The sequence below is a fragment of the Pseudomonas sp. Root562 genome, from assembly GCF_001427125.1.
Taxonomy (GTDB): Bacteria; Pseudomonadota; Gammaproteobacteria; order Pseudomonadales; family Pseudomonadaceae; genus Aquipseudomonas.
This window is the reverse complement of sequence record NZ_LMGK01000012.1, coordinates 561,684-583,607: the sequence shown is the minus strand read 5'-3', so window position 1 is coordinate 583,607 and position 21,924 is coordinate 561,684. Positions and strand designations below refer to the sequence as shown.

Annotated in this window: 15 protein-coding genes; 8 read left to right on the top strand and 7 right to left on the bottom strand. The window is 58.0% G+C overall.

The annotated features are described in order from the left end of the window. The first annotated feature begins 36 nt into the window (after positions 1–36). On the top strand, positions 37–4,614 hold the full coding sequence (locus tag ASD60_RS12715) for a dermonecrotic toxin domain-containing protein (RefSeq protein ID WP_056854332.1): 4,578 nt from the start codon (positions 37–39) through the stop codon (positions 4,612–4,614). Between the two features lie 32 nt (positions 4,615–4,646). Here ASD60_RS12715 and pdxR read toward each other — a convergent pair whose 3' ends face one another. Then, positions 4,647–6,197 carry a MocR-like pyridoxine biosynthesis transcription factor PdxR gene (pdxR, locus tag ASD60_RS12710; protein WP_056854331.1) on the bottom strand — a complete coding sequence of 517 codons (1,551 nt, stop codon included), beginning with the start codon at positions 6,195–6,197 and terminating at the stop codon, positions 4,647–4,649. A gap of 92 nt (positions 6,198–6,289) precedes the next feature. Here pdxR and ASD60_RS12705 point away from each other — a divergent pair, with 92 nt between their 5' ends. From ASD60_RS12705 to ASD60_RS12695, 3 genes are read left to right on the top strand one after another with little or no spacing between them, the layout of a single operon-like run. After that, positions 6,290–6,913: an FMN-binding negative transcriptional regulator gene (locus tag ASD60_RS12705; RefSeq protein WP_056854330.1), complete on the top strand. Its 624-nt coding sequence runs from the start codon at positions 6,290–6,292 to the stop codon at positions 6,911–6,913. A 10-nt stretch (positions 6,914–6,923) separates the two neighbouring features. Continuing rightward, complete coding sequence (locus ASD60_RS12700) at positions 6,924–7,370, top strand: GNAT family N-acetyltransferase (protein ID WP_056854329.1); 447 nt, start codon at positions 6,924–6,926, stop codon at positions 7,368–7,370. 17 nt (positions 7,371–7,387) lie between these two features. Next, positions 7,388–8,059: a GNAT family N-acetyltransferase gene (locus ASD60_RS12695; RefSeq protein WP_056854328.1), complete on the top strand. Its 672-nt coding sequence runs from the start codon at positions 7,388–7,390 to the stop codon at positions 8,057–8,059. 145 nt (positions 8,060–8,204) lie between these two features. Here ASD60_RS12695 and ASD60_RS12690 read toward each other — a convergent pair whose 3' ends face one another. Further along, positions 8,205–8,483, bottom strand: a complete 279-nt coding sequence (locus ASD60_RS12690) for a helix-turn-helix domain-containing protein (protein WP_056854327.1) — start codon at positions 8,481–8,483, stop codon at positions 8,205–8,207. Beyond that, complete coding sequence (locus ASD60_RS12685; RefSeq protein ID WP_056854326.1) at positions 8,480–9,805, bottom strand: HipA domain-containing protein; 1,326 nt, start codon at positions 9,803–9,805, stop codon at positions 8,480–8,482. The genes ASD60_RS12690 and ASD60_RS12685 overlap by 4 nt, the downstream gene beginning before the upstream one ends. Positions 9,806–10,035: 230 nt before the next feature. Between ASD60_RS12685 and ASD60_RS12680 the strand changes: the two genes are divergently transcribed. Both ASD60_RS12680 and ASD60_RS12675 read left to right on the top strand, forming a co-directional pair. Continuing rightward, positions 10,036–12,999: an autotransporter outer membrane beta-barrel domain-containing protein gene (locus ASD60_RS12680; protein WP_056854325.1), complete on the top strand. Its 2,964-nt coding sequence runs from the start codon at positions 10,036–10,038 to the stop codon at positions 12,997–12,999. Between the two features lie 337 nt (positions 13,000–13,336). Further along, on the top strand, positions 13,337–15,508 hold the full coding sequence (locus ASD60_RS12675) for an autotransporter outer membrane beta-barrel domain-containing protein (protein WP_442965994.1): 2,172 nt from the start codon (positions 13,337–13,339) through the stop codon (positions 15,506–15,508). Positions 15,509–15,584: 76 nt separating this feature from the next. Here ASD60_RS12675 and oadA read toward each other — a convergent pair whose 3' ends face one another. Further along, positions 15,585–17,393 (bottom strand): sodium-extruding oxaloacetate decarboxylase subunit alpha, encoded by a 1,809-nt coding sequence (gene oadA / locus ASD60_RS12670; RefSeq protein ID WP_056854323.1) that lies wholly within the window; start codon positions 17,391–17,393, stop codon positions 15,585–15,587. An 11-nt stretch (positions 17,394–17,404) separates the two neighbouring features. After that, entirely contained in the window at positions 17,405–18,820 is a 1,416-nt protein-coding gene (locus ASD60_RS12665) for an acetyl-CoA carboxylase biotin carboxylase subunit (protein WP_056854322.1), read from the bottom strand. Positions 18,821–19,010: 190 nt separating this feature from the next. Here ASD60_RS12665 and ASD60_RS12660 point away from each other — a divergent pair, with 190 nt between their 5' ends. Further along, entirely contained in the window at positions 19,011–19,973 is a 963-nt protein-coding gene (locus ASD60_RS12660) for a LysR family transcriptional regulator (protein WP_056854321.1), read from the top strand. Here ASD60_RS12660 and ASD60_RS29155 read toward each other — a convergent pair. Together ASD60_RS29155 and hexR are read right to left on the bottom strand one after the other, a co-directional pair. Then, entirely contained in the window at positions 19,963–20,127 is a 165-nt protein-coding gene (locus tag ASD60_RS29155) for a PA3496 family putative envelope integrity protein (protein ID WP_177336572.1), read from the bottom strand. The two genes, ASD60_RS12660 and ASD60_RS29155, sit on opposite strands and share 11 nt — an antisense overlap. Positions 20,128–20,341: 214 nt before the next feature. Then, positions 20,342–21,208, bottom strand: a complete 867-nt coding sequence (gene hexR / locus ASD60_RS12655) for a transcriptional regulator HexR (protein WP_007954250.1) — start codon at positions 21,206–21,208, stop codon at positions 20,342–20,344. 339 nt (positions 21,209–21,547) lie between these two features. Between hexR and ASD60_RS12650 the strand changes: the two genes are divergently transcribed. Further along, the gene (locus tag ASD60_RS12650; RefSeq protein ID WP_056854320.1) at positions 21,548–21,862 is read left to right on the top strand and encodes a hypothetical protein; all 315 of its coding nucleotides are present in this window, start codon (positions 21,548–21,550) and stop codon (positions 21,860–21,862) included. Positions 21,863–21,924: the final 62 nt, after the last annotated feature.

The following is a 21,924-nucleotide window of genomic DNA, read 5'->3' as shown; positions in this document are numbered from 1 at the left end:
CGGCCGCCCCCATGCCGGTCAAAAAGGAAAATGACCATGACCCGAGAATCCACAAGCACCTCCGCAAACAACGCAACACTGTTGCTGGACAGAAGCAAGCTGGTCAGCCTGACCAATCAGGGGCCTTCCCTCGACGATGCCAGCTCGCAGGTGCTGAGCGAAGCACTGAAAAAACTTTATCCACTGCTCGACATTGACCCCGACCAGACACTGATTGTGACGCCGCAATGGCGCATGACCAATGGAACGCTGAGTGCCGCCTCTCCCTCCGTGGAAACATTGACCCATGCGCTGGTGCGTTTGAGCTGGAGCGCAGGTGTCGCCAATTTCATCGAGGGTGAGCATTTCCTGACGCACAGCCCATTGACCAGCGACCCCGTTCATCTTGCTGTCAGTGTCGAAGACATTGCCCAACTGCTCAACGACCACGCCGCCCTGTTGATGGTCGAGTTTCAACAGCGCGCACTGGCGTTCTGGAATGAAACAGTCAGCGACCAACCGCGATGGCATGGACTCTGCGAGACGCTGAAAAACGCATTTGATGTCCAACAGGTAAAGGGCTGGAATGTCGATCAATGTACGGTGGCCCGTGCGGTGTACAACTATCCGGACAAAACCGAACGAGCCCGGAAAAATACTGAAATTCCCGGTATCAAAGCCTGCCTGATCGACGTGGACAACAACGAAGGCGTTCATCTAATGCTCGGCGGTGCGATTGCACTGCAGGCCACTTACAAACAGCGTGAACAGATCATGCTGTACACAGTGGAAAGCGGTTACGAAGCCTTCGATTCTCTGGAGCAACTGGGCGCGACGCTGCCTGACCGGATCGACATCGACCTGGCAGGGCGCACGCTGAAGTGGCGACTGGTCGAGCCCGACGGCAACGTTTTCGATCATATGGCCTGGGCGCTGATAGCCTCTCAAATGGACGCCATTAATGCACTCGTCCCTCCGGTCTCGACCGCCAGGACCGCAACACCCCCGGGCTTGCGTACGGCAGCCACCCCGGCTGAGCATTTCAGCACTAGCGACAAAAACCGTATCGAGCAGCTTGAGGCGGCCATTCCCGATTGGTTATCCAATGCCTCGCCCAGTCATTTGCAAGACTACAGCCACTGCCTTGCCCGCCTTGGAAAACTGCGCAACAGCTCAAGCGCAAACGACATTCCTCTGATCAGTGTGTATGCGCAGACCGCCATGCGCGAAGCCATCGTCAAGGACAAAACCAGTGACGGGGCCTCACGACTGCCGCTTGATGATCTGCAAATCACTGTCACCAACAGCTTCACCGTCGGCGGGCTCACCTTGCCCAATCCGCAAGACCGGTATACCGAAAACCTGGGTGATTTCGCCCTGCAAAATACCGCGCCCTACCGGGCCGAGTTGAGTTTCAAAAACAACACGCTGGTGCCCGATTGGCTGACTGTCGATTATCTGGTCGACATCGCCGCCAAGGTCAATATCGGCGAGATCTACCCGAAGTTGCTGAGGAACAAACTGATCGATGATTCGGTGCAAGCCGCGATTCAGAAACAGCGCTACATCGATCAATTGCCCGACTTGCTGCGGCTCAATGCACTGGAATGCATGCTTCAACAATTGGGTGGTGTTGACGAGACTGGCTATCGCTACATTAGCGAGTTGATGGACGTCGCACAGGGAAAACCTCCACAACCTCATTCCGATATCGTCATTCGCCCTCTCACGTTCAAGCCTCGGCATCGCCTGCTGTCCGGCGGTGACACCGTCAGCAACATGTTCATCATCGGCCCGCGGCAAAAAACAGACGCTCCCTGCCTGCTTTACCGGCCACTGTTCGAGCAACCGTTAATACAATTTGCCTCGCAGGCAAACCTGGTTTACGCCCTGCACCAACCGGGCGAGCTGCGCGATTGCGTACTGGCCTGGCTGCCGACACCGGCGCTGAGCTTCGAATATGCGCAATACGTTTTTCCCGTAGGGTTGCCTTCACCTTGGCTGGCGACTCAGTCCGGTATCTCGACGTTATTCAGCCTGGACCTGGCGGGACCTATCGATCTGGACACCGAGGAGATCACTGGCGACTTGCTGTCCGCATTGTTCACCAGCAACGCCAATGCCATGGCAGAGCAGGCGGATCGGTCATCAGTGTCCAATGAGGAAAGACGCTGGACACTTTTGAAGGACAGCGCCTGGGCGATTTTCAACGTTGCCTCGACGTTCTTGAGCGGGCCTGTGGGGACCGCCGTCTGGGTGTGGCAAAGCATCAGCGAGATCCAGCAAGCACTCGACGCCCATGAACAAGGCGACACGCTGATCGAATGGAGCTCATTGGGTGATGTGCTGGTGACGCTGGCCATTGTGCTGACTCACCGCGCTTACCAGCAGCGTCACAGTGAATGGACCAGGCGTGTACGCAAAAAACCGGCGTGGGACCTGCCGTCAGCTCCAGTAACACCGCAATCGCCCAAGCCTGTACCTGCGAAAATTTCCATGGCCCCTTCAGTATCTTTTGATCAATTGCCCGACAGCCATACCTCCTCTCTGGAGACCGGTGTATCGGTGCCTCGTCGCTCGACCCCGTCATTGGGCACCTATCTGGACAAGCTCAGCGTCTCTGCGCCGGACCTGAACAATATCGAGATGAAGACGCTGAACAACAAGCCGCCCCATCTGTATGAACTTAACGAAACACACTACGCCCAGGTAGGTGAACGCTGGTTTCAGGTCACCGTCAATGACGACGAAGACGTGCAGATTGTCAGTCCCGATGACGCCAAACGTACCGGGCCGTTGTTGGCTCGTGGCCCCCATGGCAAATGGTTTGTCGATACGCGGCTGCGCCTGCGCGGCGGTGGCCCGAAAAGCCGTTTGAAAGCCCTGAAGCTAGCCAAGGAAAAACGCAAAGCGGAACTTGATACTCAATTGGAGGCGTTCAGAAGCCAGGAAGAAACCCAACAGCAAGCACTCAATCTCCTTCAGACGAGCATGACTCAGGCTTCCACCGAGAATCTCGAAGCAGCGACCAGGCTCTACACCGACAAACTCGACGAGCTGAAAACAAGTTATGGAAAAGCCCTCGAACAGTTGAGCGAATGGCGTTCGCTGGGCGGGGAAACCGGGTACACCTACGAGTTAATGCGCCTCACCACCGTGCAGCAAAAGTTCCTTTCACTCTGGTTTACGGTAAAGAAAAACCAGTACGCCCGGATCATGCAGAAACTGCTGGCGCAAGCGCCTTTGAACACGGGTGAGCCGGTACGAGCGGATCTGACCGACATCCGAGAGGCAATCGCATTGGGAGACGCCATCGTCGAACGCTTGGAACAGTCACAAACCACCCTGACAGGTCTCCAGGTACTGGGCCATGTCGGGCTTACCAGAATCGCCGATCTGACAAAACTCTTGCCGAAATTCACTCGCCTGGACTTCAAAGCCAATGAAGTGGGCATGGCCTACGAACAGTGCATCCAAGAGGCATCTGGCGAAACCATGTCCGAAGCTCGAACGGCGATCGTCAGCATGGTGGAGGACGCCGCCGACGCCAGCCATGAAGTTGCTGAAATGATGAAACAGCCGAGCAATACCGAGCCGCCCGAGGCGCGCATCCAAAAGCTGTCCAGGCTGGCCGACATCTATGCCGATGCACTTCAGTGTATTAAGGATCTGCCAGCCCGATACCCCGGGATGGTTCACCAATCGGCGCTCGACCACCTTCAAGTGCTGATCTCGGAATTTCAAACACTGACGCTGAACCAGCTCAACCAACTGCTTCCTGAAGCCGAAGAAGCTTTCATCCATCAACCTTCCCGACCTGCTGTTGCAGGCCCGTCGCGGCCCAAGGTCAAAGTCACCAAGACCCGCCCACGCGTCGTCGAAAGCGAAGCCCCGCAAACATCCGGGCAGGAGAAAAAAGAGGAGTTATTCCAGAAGCTCGTTCCCAAAAGCGCCAAGCCCGCCAAACCCGCGCTGGATGATCTCGCCACCATCGCTGCCGGCCTGAACCTCAACGTGGACGCAAACGAATTCACCAAGCGCATCAATCGGGACGCCGAACGTGCAAATCGAATCCCTGCCGATGTACAGGACCTGTTCGATCAACAGGCGCGCAAACTGGAAGAGTCCGCCACAAGCGTCGAACAGGCCATGAGCAACATCAGAAGTGCCGGCAAACAACCTCCTCCCGTAGCCGGCCTGAGCCTGGAATTGCGCGGCAGGGCTGACAGACTCCGCAAAGAGGGCATCAAGACACGCACAAAAATGCTCAAGAAGCGCAAGCCAAGGCAGGAGTACTTCCAATGGTTGCACGAAAACCGACAGGTCAAAATCCTGCGCAACGAGCAAGGCCGGATCAGAACCACGGGGCGCAAGGACTACTTTCAGGAGTACCGGATTCTCGACGCTACCGACAATGACCAGGAACTGTGGGTTGCGCACTTCCACTACGAAACACTTGAGAGCGATGCCGCCCACCCCACAGCAGCGCATCTGAAAGTATCGGAAAAATACCTGGCGACGCTGGATACCGAGCTTCGAGAACAATTGGCAACGCTGCAACCCATCGACTACGTACTGCGTCGAATCACCAGTGCTTCCACCCAATCATTGTTCCTGCAACTCGAGCCCCAGTGACTCATAGAGGGGCGGGTCCGCGGACCCGCCCTTTACCGGCACCAGGCACTGCGCAAACGCACAAGCGCTGACGCGATAGCCGCTTCCGGCACCGCCGCAAATCCCAGCACCAGCCCTGCCCGCTGATCCGCCGAAGTGCTCGAATCCGCTAGCCAGTAACTGCTCAGGCCGTTGATCTCGACATCGACGCCGGCGGCAGCCTCAATCAGTTCACGTTCACGGGCCTGAGTATCGACTGCCACCGTCACGTGCAACCCTGCCGCGACACTCGGCAGGCTGCCCACCCCGGGAATGTCCGAGGGCCAGTTGGCCAGCAGCGTATTGCGACGACTCAACGCGGCGCGGCGCATACGGCGGATGTGCCGCTGGAAATGCCCGGCCGCCATGAATTCGGCCATGACGGCCTGGGTGCTGACCTCGGAGTGCCGGACATCGACCGCGCGACGCTGGCTGAAAGCGTCCACCAGTGCCGTTGGCAACACCAGATAACCCAGGCGCAATGCCGGGAAAGCCACTTTGCCGAACGTGCCAACGTAGAGCACGCGCCCGTGACGATCCAGCGCGGCCAGCGGTGCCAGTGGCGCGCCGCTGTAACGGTACTCGCCATCGTAATCGTCCTCGACAATCCAGCCTTGGGTTTTCTCGGCCCAGGCCAATAACTCGAGCCGCCGCGCCAGACTCATCACCACCCCCGTCGGGTATTGATGCGAAGGTGTGACATAGGCCAAACGACAATCCACGATGCCGTTCAATTCGTTGCAATCGATACCGTCACTGTCCACCGCCACCCCGTGCAATCGGGCACCGGCCACGGCGAACGCATGACCCGCCGCGCGATAACCGGGATTCTCAATCGCCACACCATCGCCAGGTTCGACCAGCAACTGTGCACAAAGGCTGATCCCCTGCTGCGCACCACTGGTGATCACAATTTGTTCAGCCGTGCACTGCATGCCCCGGGAACTGCGCAAGTACGCGGCAATCATCCCACGCAGACGCGCATCACCTGCGGGGTCGCCGTAACACAGCTGCTGCAAATCCGGTTTTCGCCAGAAAGCCGCATTCAGCTTGGCCCACACCTCGAAAGGAAAAAGGTCAAAGGCCGGAACGCCAACCCTGAATGCCCGCGGAGGCCCGCTTGGTGGACTCGGTAAATGGTTCTTTTCTACGCGACCCAACGCACCGCTGTGGATAACTTTGCTGGATGAATCAACAGGTAAATCCAGCCAATTTGTGGATAAGGTTGTGGGTAAGCCTGTTGACAACCCTGTGGATACTTTTGTGGATAATTTTTTTGCCGGCAACGCATTCTGAGGTAATTGCGCGACATAGGTCCCATCGCCGACTCGTCCCTCGATGAAGCCTTCGGCATACAGTTGGTCGTAGGCGCGTACCACACTGTTGCGGGAAATCGCCAGAGCCGCCGCCAGATCGCGGCTGGCGGGAAGACGGGTGCCACTGGCCAGTCGCCCATCCAGCACCCGCAGGCGCAATGCCTGATACAGCTGCCGACTCAGCCCCTGGCGGCGGTCAAGTTCGATGCCCGCCGGGTTGAACGAAAGGGACAGTGGTTCGGTAGTCATGACAATGGACCTATGAAATTGGTCGTTAATGGCTCTTACAACAGACCAATAGCCTGCCTAGGATGCAGGCATTCGCCAAGGAAAATATCTTCATGTACACGCCACGTGCCTTTGCCATCGACGAGTTGTCCCAACTGCATGAACTGATGCTCGCCAGCCGGCTCGCCATTTTGGTGACCCACGGTGAAAGTGGCCTGCAAGCCAGTCATGTACCGGTTCTGCTGCACTGCGAACAGGGCTCGAACGGCACGCTGTACGGACACTTGGCCAAAGCCAATCCACAGTGGAAAGACCTGCGCGACGGCGCTGAAGCCCTGCTGATTTTTGCCGGCCCCGATGCCTACGTCAGCCCTGGCTTCTATCCGAGCAAGGCCGAACACGGCAAAGTCGTGCCCACCTGGAACTACGTCGCGGTACATGCCTATGGCCGTGCCGAAACCTTCAGCGATGGCGGGCGGCTGCTCGACATTGTCAGCACCCTCACCGACCGTCATGAAGCTGGCCGCGCCCAGCCATGGTCAGTGGCCGATGCCCCCGCCGATTACATCGACGGCATGCTCAAGGCCATCGTCGGTTTCGCCATTCCCATCGACCGTCTCGAGGGCAAACGCAAACTCAGCCAGAACCGCGCCCCCGCCGACATCGCGGGCGTACGCGAAGGCCTGGCTGCCAGCTCCGACGTCAATGACCAGACCCTCGCTCAATTGATGCGCTAAGGAAATCACCATGAGTCAGATCGACATTCGCCCAGTCACCGCCGGCGATCACGCAGCTTGGCTACCGCTGTGGCAAACCTACCTGCGCTTCTACAACACCGAACTGCCGGACGCCGTCAGCCAAAGCACCTGGCAACGCATGCTCGATCCAAACGAACCCACCCACGCCGCGCTGGCCTGGGCCGACGGCAAAGCGGTGGGCATGGTGCATTTCATCTACCATCGTTCGAACTGGAGCATCGAAAACTCCTGCTACCTGCAAGACCTGCTGGTAGCGCCCGAAACCCGTGGTACCGGCGTCGGCCGACAACTGATCGAATTCGTTTACGCAACAGCCAAACAGGACGGTTGCTGCAAGGTCCACTGGCTCACTCACGAAACCAACGCCACCGCGATCCAGCTTTATGAGCGCATCGCCGAGCGCCCCGGTTTCATCCAGTTTCGCAAAGCCATTTAAGGTTCAAGGAGAACAACATGTCGACTTCACTCGCGGATTGGAAAGGTGTCCCGGCACCGTCGGTTCAAACCATCGAAGGGCGTTTCATCCGCCTGGAAAAACTCGACCCGGCGCGCCACGGCGATGAATTGTTCAACGCCCTGCAAGGCCCCGGCGCCGATCCGAAACTCTGGGATTATCTGCCTTACGGCCCCTTCCCCGAGCGCAGTGCTTTCAACGATTGGCTGAACAACCATGCAGCCAATAGCGACCCCTACTTCTTCAGTGTGATCGACCGTGCCAGCGGTGAAGTGCAAGGCATCCTCAGTTTGATGTCGATTGTGCCTTCACAAGGCCGGATCGAGATCGGTCACGTGACGTTCGGTGCGCCGATGCAGCGCTCGCCGAAAAGCACCGAGGCGGTTTATTTGCTCGCCCGGGAATCCTTTGCCCTGGGTTACCGCCGCCTGGAATGGAAGTGCAACAACGCCAATGCCCGCTCCAAGTACGCAGCCGAGCGGCTGGGTTTCAGCTTTGAAGGTGTGTTCCGCCAGCACATGGTGGTCAAGGGGCAGAATCGGGATACGGCGTGGTATTCGATCCTGGACTCGGAATGGCCGGCAATCGGGGCAGGGTTTGAACGGTGGTTGAGTGATGAAAACCAGAAAGGGGCGGGACAGGTGAAGTCGTTGGTGGAGTGCCGCAGGTAAGTCGACTCGATGCACCACCGCTGTAGGAGCGAGCCTGCTCGCGATGGGTGCCAACGATAATGCGCCAAGCCTGACTGAACTCGGTGCCTGGACGTTCTTCGCCAGCAGGCTGGCTCTTACAGGGGTTAGCTGTGATTGGGCAATTTCAGCTGATATCACGCCGAACTCGCACCACTCCCATTTTCAAGCCAAACGGGCGGAACACGGCGTTCAGCGACTTCAGGGTCTGATTGCCTTCGCCGTGCTCGATATGCACCAACGTGCGCACGGAAATCTTGCACATTTTGGCAAATTGGGTTTGGTGCAAACCGGTGACTTCCGTGCGCAAACGCCGGACGGCTTCACCGATTTCGAGAGTGCCTTGCGCCAATCCTTCCTGGATGCTTTCGATCAACAGAGCCCGGGCGTCAATGGTAATGGTCATTTCAGCCCCCAGCTTTTCAAACGCTGCTCAAGGTTTCTCAAGGCAATAGCCGGATGGTTCATTGTGGCTTCGGGAAGGCCATCAGCGGCAAGCATATCGGGCAAAGCCATGAACCGGGCAGCGTCTTCCCGCAGGCCTTCATACAGTGCTTGCGGATCGCCAATCTGCGCCAATGAATCACACACTTCACGCCATTTCACTTCCCCCGCCACCTCAAGGCCTTTAGGCCACTTGGTCGTACGTGTGACACCTTCGTCGTCCATGACCATCGGCGCCAAATCGTAAATCGGTGCCAGACGGAAGGAATCGCTGCCGCGGATAATTGATGTATTGCGACCGTGGTTATCGGAATTGCCCAGAATCTTGTTGATCAAGTCTCGTCGCAAATATTCAGATATCAGCTCGGGGATTTGCTCTTCCTGCCCGGCCTGCGCCCAAAGTCGGGCCAGGAGCTGGATCACTTCCAGATGGTTCATGTAACTGCCTGGCACCACAACACCCGCCAGCGAGTAGATCGACTCCACTGCAGAGCGCTCAACCCCCAGATCATTCACACTTCGATCGAATCGCTTCATCCACAGGCTGGGTTTGGTCGCCTGCTCAAACGCAAGCCCGTCCAATGCGATCGTGTCGATTCCCAAGGCGTGCAATGCCTTGTAGTAGTGAAATTCGCTTTTGAGAATGATCTGATCGGTCTGAGTAGCCCGGTTGCGAGCGAACTTTACAAACCAGTGTTGCTCCACTTGATCGTCGCTCAATACAGCGTCTGGATACAGCAATCCATCCCGCCCCCGGGACATGAGCAGCTTGGGAGCCTCCCCTCCTGCGCCCGTCGCGCCACCAATGGCCGCACCCTGTTCATAGGCGTACTCGAGAAACGTACTGTCTCGAGCGATCACTTCGTCACGTCGAAATCCCATCGCGGGTCTGTCATCTACAGCCTCAGCAGACTCTTTGATACGCATGTTACCTATCGGCGCGGGAGTGCTGCGTCCCAGTAAAAACAGATCAGCGCTGATACCTTCAGGTTTGTCCTGACCTACCCGACTCATGAGAAACCGCTTGGCCGCGCCCGCCGGCGCTATATCGTGCAGGAAAGCCGGGGCTTTTTTCAGCGAAGCGCTTTCCCAGCTCAGCGGCAATCTGGCACTCACCGCTTTGTTGAAAGGCGAGTCGACAAATTCGAGATTATCCGCCACGTATCCAGTCTTGTAGCCAAACCGGCAGGGCCCCTCAAAACCTTTCTCTGGGTCCGCAAACACAAGCGTCATCGCATCTTCCCAACGACCCGAGGCATATAGTTGAAGCGTCACTGAATACATGGGATATCCGCAATTTAATGCACATTATTGCCAGTCAAATGCGCCTTGATTGCAATATAGTGCAGATTCTCTGACATCACGTAGAACTCATATGCAAAGAAATGCAGATTTTTAAAAAATGTAGCGGTAAATCTGCACTTAAATGCAGATCTCACTGCAAAGCCCGACATCAATTTGTAAAAACCCTCCGCTATACAGGACGCCCTGCTTATAACAAAAGGCCGTCCATCATGACCTCCCCGCCCCAGCATTTGGCACTTGTCATCAGCCTGGTGATCAGTACAGGCGCCATTGCCGCGCCGTACAAAAACCTGCAGATCGACACGGCCACCACCACTGCGCAAACCCTCGGCGGTGCAGACACATTGACGATCTCCGCGCCAGGCAGCATTACCCATACCGGCAAGGCTGTCAGCCTCAAGGACGGTACGGCCGGTGTCGGCGTGGTGATCGATAACGCGGGGCAGATCGTTTCTACCGGTGGACGGGCGATCGACAGCAGCGGCGACCTGACCCAGGCGCGCAACTACAGCATTTACAACCGCGCCGGTGGCCAGATTCTCGGCTTCAACGACGCGTTGCGCATCGACAGCAACTTCGTCAGTGGCAGCCTGTTGATCGATAACAGCGGCATCATCCGCTCGACAACCGGCCAAGGCCTGGACCTCGATGCACTGCGCAGCACCGGGGTCACGACCACCATCATCAACCGCGCGGGCGGGCTGATTCGTGGTGATGCCAGCGACGGCATGAAGACCGGCGCCAATGCAACCATCACCAACTATGGCGAAATTTCCACCGGCGACTCGCACAACGCCGACCAGAAATTCGACGGCGTCGACATCGACTCGGCCACCGGCGTGACGGTTACCAACTACGGCACCATTACCGGTGGACGCCACGGCATTACCACCGATCTGGGCGCGACCCTCACCAACTATGGGCAAGTGACCGGGCGCAACGGCTCCGGTTTCGGTTCCGACGGCGATGGTACGGTGATCAACCACGGCACCATCACCGGCGCCTATTCCGGCCTGCAACCCAATGGCGACGGCGATGGCGTAGACATCGACAACATCGCCCACATCGAAAACTACGGCACGATCCAGGGTGTTGGTGCCGGCGGTGTGGACAAGAACGGGTTCACCAACGGCAGCGAAGGGATCGCATTGGGCGGTGGTTATGTGCTGAACGCCCAAGGCGCGATGATCAGCGGTGCCACAAGTGCCATTCTGGTTGACGACGGCAGCGGCGGCTCGGGCCTCGCGGCAACCGCGCTGGAAAACTTCGGCACCATCCAGGGTCTCGATGGTTTCGGCGTGAAGTTCGTCGGCGAGTTCGCTGACAGCGTCGTCAACGGCGGCACCATCAGCGGCAGCAATGGCTTGGCTTTGGACCTTGGTGGTGGTAACGACAGCCTGAGCTTGCGCAACGGCAGCCGATTCATTGGGACTGTGGACGGCGGCAGCGGTTACGACCGTGTAGTGATGGACGATGCGTCGGGCGGCAGCTTCGGCAACAGTCGCCACTTCGAATGGCTGGAGGTCGAGCAAGGGGTATGGACCCTGAACGGCAGCGCAGATTTCAGTGACGGTGGTGCGATACGTAACGGCGCAACGCTGATCAACCAGGGTGGCATCAGCGGCAGCATGACTGTCGATGCAGGTGGCGTGTATGCCGGCGGCGGTTCGGTGGGCAACTTGATGGTCAATGGCACTCTGCTGACCAACAGCCAACTCGGCACTGCGACCGTCACCCACGACTTGACCATGGGTAGCGGCTCGACAATCGCATACGGCGTAAATGCAGATGGCAGCAGCGCACCGATCATGGTCGGCGGCACGGCCAATCTCAACGGCGCGACGCTGGCCGTAAACCCCGGCAGTGGCACCTATCCGTGGCAAAGCCATTACACCGTGTTGCAGGCAGCGGTCGTGAACGGCACCTTCGGCAAAGTCACAAGCGACTACGCGTTTATCACGCCAACCTTGGCTTATACGCCAACCCGGGTCGACCTGACCTACACCCGTAACGATGTCGCCTTCAACGAATTCGCCGTCACCGGTAATGGCAGTAGCGCCGCCAACAGCCTGGCCTCCCTCGGCAAAAACAATACGCTGTACAACGCCTTGCTCAACACCACCGGCGCAACCGCGGGTGCAGCCATCGAGCAGCTCAGCGGTGCCAGCAACGCTGACCTGGCCAGCGCAACCCTCGGTGTCAGTAACCAGATCGGCGCCAGCATGCTGTCGGCGATGCATCAGATGGGCGGCCGTTCGGCTTTACTGGTGGGCCTCGATCAACGGGACACGCCGGTCCTCGCCGCGAACGGCGTCCCCCGTGATGCTCGCAACCTCAATGACCCGAATGCCCAAGGCCGACTCTGGCTGCAAGCCATTGGCGGCTACGGCAAACTCGACGGCGAACACGGCAGCAGCGGACTTGAACAACGCAGCAAAGGCACGGTACTGGGCGCCGATTGGGCGCTCGATGGGCAATGGAAACTGGGTGTGCTTGGCGGTTATTCAAAGACCGATCTGGACGCCACAGGCGTCGATGGCAATGTCGAAAGCTGGCACGCCGGCGTCTATGCGTTGCGCCAAAGCGGCCCGTTGGCTCTGCGCCTCGGCGCGGCATATAGCGGTCATCAGGGTGAAAGCAAACGCACCGTGGCATTCAACGGTTTCAGCGACCGGCCCAAAGGTGATTACGAGGCCGACAGCCAACAGGCATTCGCCGAACTCGGGTACGCCATGGGCAACGGTCGCCTCAGCGCCGAACCGTTCGCCAACCTTGGCTACCAGCGCTATCACCGCGACAGTTATGAAGAAAAAGGAGGCGCTGCGGCCCTGCACGTCGACGGTCAAACCGAGGACAACTTAAGCACAACCTTCGGCCTGCGCCTTGCGCACCTGAACAGCCTCGAGAACGGCATGAGCCTGACCCCGCGCATGACTGCCGGCTGGAAACACACCTACGGCGATGTCAGCAACTCGACACGCCAGGCCTTCGTGGTCGGTGGTACAGCGTTCAGTGTGGATGGCAGCTCACTGGATCGCGACAGCCTGGTGCTGGAAGCCGGACTGGATGTGGGCATTTCGGCACGCCATAGCGTCGGCGTTGGCTATTCCGGAGAAATCGGCAGCAACGGTCGCAACCATGGAGTGATCGGGCAGTGGCAGATGAGTTTCTGACAGCCCGCTGGCCGCACTCGTCCTGATTTTTTGTAAGAACAATCGTCTTATTTCTCAGATAAATACAGCCACCTTTAGGTGGCTGTATTTTTTCTGCGCCCCATTCCGACATCAGCCGCAACACCTGCGGATGCGCCTGACATCGATATTTTTCACTGCCTTTTAGAGTTTGGCTTCCTGTCAAAAGAGGCCGTACTCGATGCCCGTTCAACACAAATACCGACCGAAACATCTGGCGCTGGCGATTGCGCTCGCAGTGGGTTGCGCTGAAATTTCACTTGCCCAGCAAGTGTCCATCGATACCACCATTGCTCCGGATGCAACACCGGAGCAGCTCATGGCGGCACTCGATGCATTCATCAATGATCCCACCACTGACAAACAGACCATTGGCAAAGCAGCGGATGGCGTTAACCGGACATTCGGCGATGGAAATGACCTGGTCATTGTATCTGGCCGAGGCGCCCTTTCCGGGTTGATTGACGGTGGTGGCGGGGACAATTTCCTGCAACTCGATACCGCGAGCGGTGGCACATTGGACGACAGTCGACGTTTTGCAGGTCTGGAGCTCAAACGCAGCACCTGGACCGTGAATGGCTCTGGTGATTTCAACATTGGGGTCTTGATTCGTTCAAAAGCAACGCTAATCAACGAAGGGCACATTCTGGGTGGGGCACTGACCCTGGGAACGCTGGTCAACAATGGGAAGATTGGCGGCGGCGCGACGGTGCGACCGGGAGGTTTCCTGAACAACCCGGGCTTTATCGAAGGCGACGTCGAGGTTGAAGAAAAAGGCGTTTTTGCGGGCAGCGGCTTGACCGGTTCCCTCACCGTGAATGGAAAACTTTCTGTCAACAGTTTGCACGGTGCACCAAAGGTCAAAGGTGACTTGAATCTCTCGAAAACCGCCGAGTTGAGCTACGAGATCGATGATGGGCTCAACAGTGAAACGATTGTGGTCGATGGCACCGCCAACCTCGGCGGCGCCACACTGAACATCGTGGCGGCATCGGGTGATTACCCGCTGATCAGCGAAAAAACCATCCTGGCTGCCAGCAAAGTCGAAGGCGAATTCGGGAAAGTTCTCAACAATCTTGCGTTCCTCACACCCAAGCTCGACTACCAGGACAAGACTGTAGGCTTGATCTTCGTCCGCAACAACGTGTCGATGGCCAATGCCGCCATCACGGATAACGGCAGGGAACTCGGAAACAGCGTTAACGATATGGAGCTCCAAACACCCTCTGCCGCAGAAGACCCGAATCTATCCACGGATGCCGATTCATCCGTTCCTGCCTTAATTCCAACTACTGCCGATGAGAATCTGTCGACAGCCGCAACGGCAACTACCACTGAACAGCCTGCCACAGCCGCAATACCCGCTGCCAATAACCAGATCGTCACCATTGCAACGGCATCTACCACTGACAAATCCGTCGCCACACTACCAAAGGCACCCATCCCCACAAACGCTGCGGTCGCAGCTCTGCTCCGCGCTGACCAACAGACCGCGTCTATTGCCATCGAGCAACTGGCCGCCAGCCAAAACGCCAACCTCGCGAAGGCGACCCTGAACAGTGACAGCCCAATCAGCGCAACCATGCTCTCAGCCATGCGTCAGCTGGACAGTGCCAGTGGCTTTGGCAACGCCACGAGGCGCAATGCACCACGCCTCGCTGCCGGCAGCGAAGACAATGGTCGGGTCTGGCTGCAAGCATTGGGTCATGGTGGGACCCTGGATCGCGATTACGATGCTCTGAAACACACCACCCACGGGCTGGTAATCGGAGCGGACTGGGGTATTGCAGAGGACTGGCGGCTGGGTGTTATCAGCGGCAAATCCGACACGCGCCTGAACAGTCGCGGACTCGACGGCAATCTCGATAGCTGGCATGTGGGCGCCTACGCCCTGCGTCAAAACGGTCCCCTGTCAATGCGACTGGGTGCGACCTACAGCAGCCACGATGGCAGCACTAAACGACGGGTTGCCTTCAAAGGTTTCAGCGACCGCCCCGAAGGCCGCTACGATGCCAGCACCCAGCAGGCTTTCGCGGAATTGGGTTACAACCTGGGCCGGGCGAATGTCAGCATCGAACCGTTTGCCAGCCTGGGCTACCAACGCTATCAGCGCGATACCTTCACGGAAAAAGGTGGTGCAGCGGCACTGAAGGTACACGGTCAAACGCAGAACAATTTGAACAGCACATTCGGCCTGCGACTGGCGAAGCTCACCGCGCTGGATAACGGCATGCAACTGACCCCGCGGTTCAGCGCTGGCTGGAAACACACCTACGGGGACGTCTACAGCGATACTCGCCAACAAATAGTTACGGGTGGGAAAAACTTCACCGTTTCCGGCGTGCCACTGGATCGTGACAGCCTGCTGGTCGATGCCGGGCTGGACCTTGGATTTTCAGCGAAACACACGCTGGCCGTCGGCCTCACGGGTGAGATCGGCACCGACAGCCGCAACCACGGCGTTACAGGTCAGTGGCGAATGAGTTTCTGAGAGCCCAAACCCGAGGCAAAAAAAAGGGGAGCACATGCTCCCCCGAGGTTTAAAGCGGTAGATCGAGGCTGTTAACTCAGCCTTCGATTTCGATCAGGATTTCGCCCGGGTTCACCCGGTCGCCCTTGGCCACGTGAATGGCGGTGACTTTACCGGCGATGGCCGCCTGCACTTCGGTTTCCATCTTCATCGCTTCGGTGATCAGCACCGCTTGGCCAGCCTTGACGGAATCGCCTTCCTTGACCAGCACATCGACGATGTTGCCCGGCATGGTGGTGCTGACGTGGCCCGGAGCTGTGGCTTGCTTGCGCTTGCTGCTGCCGCCGCCGACAAATTCGTTGAGCGGTTCGAACACCACTTCTTCCGGCATACCGTCGATGGACAGGTAGAAATGCCGCTTGCCTTCGGACTTGACGCCAACACCAGTGATATCGACGCGGTAGGTTTCGCCGTGCACGTCGATGACGAACTCGGTCGGTACGCCTTCGCCGCCAGCCGATGCAACACCACCGGCCTCAGGAATCGGCAACAGCACTTCAGGTGTCAGGGTGCCGGCAGCACGTTCCTCGAGGAACTTGCGACCGATATCCGGGAACATCGCGAAGGTCAGCACGTCTTCTTCGGACTTGGCCAATGCACCGATGTCAGCGCGCAGCTTGGCCATTTCCGGTTTGAGCAGATCGGCCGGACGAACGTCGATTACCTCTTCGCTGCCAATGGCCTGGCGACGCAGCTTCTCGTTCACGGTGCCCGGTGCCTTGCCATAGCCACCTTGCAGGTAAAGCTTCACTTCGTTGGTGATCGTCTTGTAACGCTCACCGGCCAGCACGTTGAAGAACGCCTGGGTGCCGACGATCTGCGAAGTCGGGGTCACCAACGGAGGGAAGCCGAGGTCTTCACGAACGCGCGGGATTTCGGCCAGCACTTCGCCCATGCGGTTCAGCGCGCCCTGCTCCTTCAACTGGTTGGCGAGGTTGGAAATCATCCCGCCCGGCACCTGGTTGACTTGAACACGAGTGTCGACAGCGGTGAATTCGCTTTCGAACTGGTGGTACTTCTTGCGCACGGCGTAGAAGTACAGGCCGATTTCCTGCAACAACTCCAGGTCCAGGCCTGTGTCGAATTCGCTGCCTTTGAGCGCAGCCACCATCGATTCGGTGCCTGGGTGGCTGGTGCCCGAGGCGAAGCTGGAGATCGCGGTGTCGATGTGGTCGGCACCGTTTTCAATCGCCTTGAGCTGGCACATCGTCGCCAGACCGGCGGTGTCATGGGAGTGGATGAACACGGGAAGCGACTGTTCGGCTTTCAACGCCCGCACCAGTTCACCGGTGGCGTATGGGGTCAGCAGGCCGGCCATGTCCTTGATCGCCACCGAGTCGCAACCCATGGCTTCCATTTGCTTGGCTTGCGCCACGAAAGCATCAATCGTGTGCACCGGGCTGGTGGTGTAGGCGATGGTGCCCTGAGCGTGCTTGCCTGCGGCTTTCACCGCTTCAATCGCCACGCGCAGGTTACGCACGTCGTTCATCGCGTCGAAGATGCGGAACACGTCGATGCCGTTGACCGCGGCCTTGGCAACGAAAGCTTTGACCACGTCGTCGCTGTAGTGGCGATAGCCCAGCAGGTTCTGACCGCGCAGGAGCATTTGCAGACGCGTGTTAGGCAGTGCCGCGCGCAGTTGGCGCAGACGCTCCCACGGGTCTTCTTTCAGGAAACGTACGCAGGCGTCGAACGTCGCCCCACCCCAGCACTCCAGCGACCAGTAGCCGACTTTGTCGAGCTTGTCGCAGATCGGCAGCATGTCTTCGGTGCGCATGCGGGTCGCCAGCAGCGATTGGTGGGCGTCGCGCAGGATGGTGTCGGTTACATGGATCTTCTTGGACATTGTTCTATTCCTCACAGGCCTGCGTGGGCGGCGATGGCGGCGGCGATGGCCAGGGCCAGCTCTTCGGGTTTGCGCTTGATCGAGTAGTTGGTCAGCTCAGGGTGGCTTTCAACGAAACTGGTGTTGAACTGGCCGCTACGGAATTCCGGATTGCGCAGGATTTCCTGGTAGTACGCGGCGGTGGTTTTCACCCCTTGCAGACGCATATCGTCCAGGGCTCGCAAACCACGGTCCATCGCCTCTTCCCAGGTCAGCGCCCACACCACCAGTTTCAGGCACATGGAGTCGTAGAACGGCGGAATGGTGTAACCGGTGTAGATCGCCGTGTCGGTACGCACGCCGGGACCGCCGGGCGCGTAGTAACGGGTGATTTTGCCGAAGCTCGGCAGGAAGTTGTTTTTCGGGTCTTCGGCGTTGATCCGGAATTGCAGGGCAAATCCACGGTGGTGGATGTCTTCCTGTTTCACCGAAAGCGGCAGACCGGAAGCGATGCGGATCTGCTCGCGGACGATGTCGATGCCGGTGATTTCTTCGGTGATGGTGTGTTCCACCTGCACCCGGGTGTTCATCTCCATGAAGTACACCTCGCCTTCAGCGAGCAGGAACTCCACAGTACCGGCGTTCTCGTAACCCACAGCCTTGGCTGCACGCACCGACAGGTCACCGATATAGGCGCGCTGTTCAGGGGTCAGTTGCGGGCTCGGGGCGATCTCGATCAGCTTCTGGTTGCGGCGCTGGATCGAGCAGTCACGCTCGAACAGATGCACGACGTTGCCGAAACTGTCGCCCAGGATCTGCGCTTCGATGTGCTTGGGATTGACGATGCATTTTTCCAGGAACACTTCAGCGGAACCAAACGCCTTGGTGGCTTCGGAGATCACGCGAGGGAACGCCTGTTCGAGCTCTTCGCGGCTGTTGCAGCGACGAATGCCGCGGCCGCCGCCACCGGAAGTGGCCTTGAGCATCACCGGGTAGCCGATACGATCGCCTTCGGTCAGGGCTTCTTCGATGCCCGAGACGTTGCCTTCGGTACCTGGGGTAACCGGCACGCCAGCCTTGATCATGCTGCGGCGGGCTTCGGTCTTGTCGCCCATGCGGCGAATCACTTCAGCCGATGGACCGATGAATTTGATCCCGCGTTCTGCGCAGATGTCTGCCAGTTCAGCGTTCTCGGAGAGGAAGCCGTAGCCGGGGTGCAATGCATCACAACCGGTTTCCACGGCCAGGTTCACCAGCTTGCGCGGGTTCAGGTAGCCCGCCAATGGCTCGGCGCCAATGCTGTGGGCCTCGTCCGCACGCTTCACATGCAGGGCATGACGGTCGGCATCGGAATAGATCGCGACCGAGCGAATGCCCATCTCGGCGCAGGCACGCACGATGCGTACGGCAATCTCACCACGGTTGGCGATCAGGATCTTTTTTATCACTTGGAGGTTCCCTTGAGCCGGTGGTACCCACGACCTGCTAGACCAGGTCGACGCGTGACCAAATGTTTCAATTTGGTCGCAGCCCCACACTAGCGCCCACAAGGGATTAACAAAAATGAATAATTATTGGGTCACGCATAAGTAAAGACTTATAGTTGCTGCATCAGCCAGCGGCGAGAGGACTAATAAAATGCGTAAGTCATTGATGCGTATGACGTTGCGTCAGTTGCAGATCTTCAACGAAGTCTGCGATTTGAGGTCCTACAGCCGCGCAGCCGACGAAATGTCGCTCACACAACCGGCCGTAAGCCTGCAGATTCGCCAACTCGAAGAACTGGTTGGCCAGCCATTGTTCGATTACGTCGGTAAAAAACTCTACATGACCGAAGCGGCCGAAGCACTGCAACGCGCCAGCCGGGACATTTTCGGGCGCCTGGAAAACCTCGATATGCAGCTATCGGACATGCAGGGCTCCCTCCAGGGTCAATTGAAACTGGCGGTGGAATCGAGCGCCAAGTACTTCGTTCCGCACTTGTTTGCCGCGTTCAAGCGCCAGCATCCGGAGGTCAACCTGCAATTGACGGTGGTCAACCGGGGGCAGGTGATTCGACGCCTCTCGGACAACCGTGACGACCTGGTCATCATGTCCATGGTGCCACAGGACATGGGCCTGGAATTCCTGCCATTCCTGAACAATCCGATTGTCGCCGTGGCGCCACCGAATCATCCACTGTGCCACATGGGCCCCCTGCGCCTGCAGGATCTGGAACCTTATACCCTGCTGCTGCGCGAGCCCGGTTCGGGGACACGCCTGGCGTGCGAAGAGTACTTCAAGGAAAAGCGCGTGCACTTCAACCAGACACAGGAAGTGTCATCAGCCGAAGCTCAACGCGAATGCGTGCTGGCGGGTCTGGGCGTGGCGTTGTTGACGCGCCACGCCCTGAACCTCGAACTGGCGACCGGTGGGTTGATCGAGTTGCCGGTCGAAGAACTGCCGCTTTATCGCAGCTGGTGTCTGGTGCAAGCCAAGGCTAAACGGCTGTCACCGGTGGCTCACGCCTTCCTTGCGTTCGTGCGCAGCGAGCGGGTGCAGATCAGCGGCCTGGTTGAGCGCTTCGCCGGGAAGCTGTCGGCGCAGCCTGTCAATAATTGAGCTCGAAATCTTCAGGAAAATCGCCAATCTCGGCCAGAAGCTGACGGCGCTCGCAACGATCTTCAATAGCGCGGCGAAACTCCATGCGCCGTTGATCTTCTTGTTGACGACGGGTTTTGACAGCGCTGTTGCGTTCTTCGTAAGGCAGGGCCATTTCAAGTCTCCCAAGACGAGTACGGGAGTTTCAAGATAGGCGTGGGGGATGACGGTTTGGCGGCTTGATGGTTACAGACCGATGAATGTTGTTTGGTCCTGTGGCGAGGGAGTTTGCTCCCGTTCGGCTGCGCAGCAGTCGCACAATTCTGGGGCCGCTTCGCGACCCAGCGGGAGCGAGCTCCCTCGCCACAGGGGCCGCACCGGCCTTGAAGTCAGTCGTCCAGCGCTTTCACCGATTTGGGCGACAACCGCAAGCTGCGCAAACTGCGTTTAACGCTCTTGAGGTGGTTGACCAGGCTCGGCCCGCGCGCCATTGCCACGCCCATCGCCAATACGTCGATTACCACCAAATGGGCAATACGCGAGGTCAGCGGCGTGTAGATTTCGGTGTCTTCGTGCACGTCGATCGCCAGGTTGACCGTCGACAACTCGGCCAACGGTGTCTGGCTCGGGCACAGGGTAATCAGCGAAGCGCCGCTCTCACGCACAAGATTGGCAGTGATCAATAGATCCTTGGAGCGCCCGGACTGGGAGATGCAGATCGCCACGTCTGTCGGTTTCAACGTCACCGCCGACATCGCTTGCATATGCGGATCGGAGTACGCCGCTGCGGTCAGCAACAAACGAAAGAATTTGTGCTGCGCATCTGCTGCTACCGCACCCGAAGCGCCAAAACCGTAGAACTCGACCCGCTGCGCCTGGGACATCAGCGTCACTGCTCGCTGCAATTCCAGTGGGTCGAGCTTTTCTCGAACCTCCATCAGGGTATGCAACGTGGTGTCGAAGATCTTCAGGCTGTAGTCGGCCACCGAATCGTCTTCATGGATCGCGAATTGCCCGAAACTCGCACCGGCTGCCAGGCTCTGGGCCAGCTTCAGTTTCAGGTCCTGGAACCCGGAACACCCGATGGCGCGGCAAAAGCGCACGATGGTCGGCTCACTGATGCCTACGCTATGGGCCAGGTCGGCCATGGAGCTGTGCATCACAGCCGCAGGGTCAAGCAGCACATGATCGGCGACCTTGAGCTCCGACTTGCGTAACAGGTGACGTGACTGGGCGATGTGTTGCAGCAGATTCAAAGGGCTGGACTCTTTGTTATTGGCAGGTGCCGGGGATGTAGCACGCTTGTAGTTATACTACATGAATTGGCTTTTTGCCTGCTCAATGCGTTACCGAATCCCTCGATTTCTGGCGTCCGCGCCTCATGTAGCACTCATGACGCGGGGCCGAAGCGCTGGTTTTGAACTGGCAAATATTTACTTAGTTACTTGGCAATATATAAAACCAATGCGGCATGAGCACTCGATAACAACACACGCCGATTTACAAATCAAACTGACAAAATTCAACCAAAGCAAACTTCAGCTGGGTATATTAATTGCGCAGGAAGCGAATCAAAACTAAAGGAGCTACACATCATGACTATTAAAACCAAAGGCTGGACCGCACAGATCGACCGCATGCCAGGCGCCGCTTCGTTTCGCACCTATGGCATCGTAACCGTGGCGCATACGGGCATTACACCAAAGCTGGAAGTGAGCGAAGAGCAAGATAAATCCTATGACTTGCGCCTGGAACTTAAACTGGAAAACTCCAATGAAATTTCGCTGCAAGTCGAAACCGACAAGTTTGTAGAATACAAAGTGCCGGGCAACTCTGATGTTTGCAGCGTGAGCATCTTCTACGAAGGAAAGTTGCTGCACCATATCGATAAAGTATCGATCACCCACTAAGCATCAATTGCGCTTCCGGCAATTCAGGCGTCCCGCAGTCTCAGCTGCTGAGACCGGGACGC

Bases quoted from the DNA above. Each gene is read 5' to 3' on its own strand.
- ASD60_RS12715 (WP_056854332.1), top strand. From the start codon at position 37: ATGACCCGAGAATCCACAAGCACCTCCGCAAACAACGCAACACTGTTG.
- pdxR (WP_056854331.1), bottom strand. From the start codon at position 6,197: ATGACTACCGAACCACTGTCCCTTTCGTTCAACCCGGCGGGCATCGAA.
- ASD60_RS12705 (WP_056854330.1), top strand. From the start codon at position 6,290: ATGTACACGCCACGTGCCTTTGCCATCGACGAGTTGTCCCAACTGCAT.
- ASD60_RS12700 (WP_056854329.1), top strand. From the start codon at position 6,924: ATGAGTCAGATCGACATTCGCCCAGTCACCGCCGGCGATCACGCAGCT.
- ASD60_RS12695 (WP_056854328.1), top strand. From the start codon at position 7,388: ATGTCGACTTCACTCGCGGATTGGAAAGGTGTCCCGGCACCGTCGGTT.
- ASD60_RS12690 (WP_056854327.1), bottom strand. From the start codon at position 8,483: ATGACCATTACCATTGACGCCCGGGCTCTGTTGATCGAAAGCATCCAG.
- ASD60_RS12685 (WP_056854326.1), bottom strand. From the start codon at position 9,805: ATGTATTCAGTGACGCTTCAACTATATGCCTCGGGTCGTTGGGAAGAT.
- ASD60_RS12680 (WP_056854325.1), top strand. From the start codon at position 10,036: ATGACCTCCCCGCCCCAGCATTTGGCACTTGTCATCAGCCTGGTGATC.
- ASD60_RS12675 (WP_442965994.1), top strand. From the start codon at position 13,337: ATGGCGGCACTCGATGCATTCATCAATGATCCCACCACTGACAAACAG.
- oadA (WP_056854323.1), bottom strand. From the start codon at position 17,393: ATGTCCAAGAAGATCCATGTAACCGACACCATCCTGCGCGACGCCCAC.
- ASD60_RS12660 (WP_056854321.1), top strand. From the start codon at position 19,011: ATGCGTAAGTCATTGATGCGTATGACGTTGCGTCAGTTGCAGATCTTC.
- ASD60_RS29155 (WP_177336572.1), bottom strand. From the start codon at position 20,127: ATGGCCCTGCCTTACGAAGAACGCAACAGCGCTGTCAAAACCCGTCGT.
- ASD60_RS12650 (WP_056854320.1), top strand. From the start codon at position 21,548: ATGACTATTAAAACCAAAGGCTGGACCGCACAGATCGACCGCATGCCA.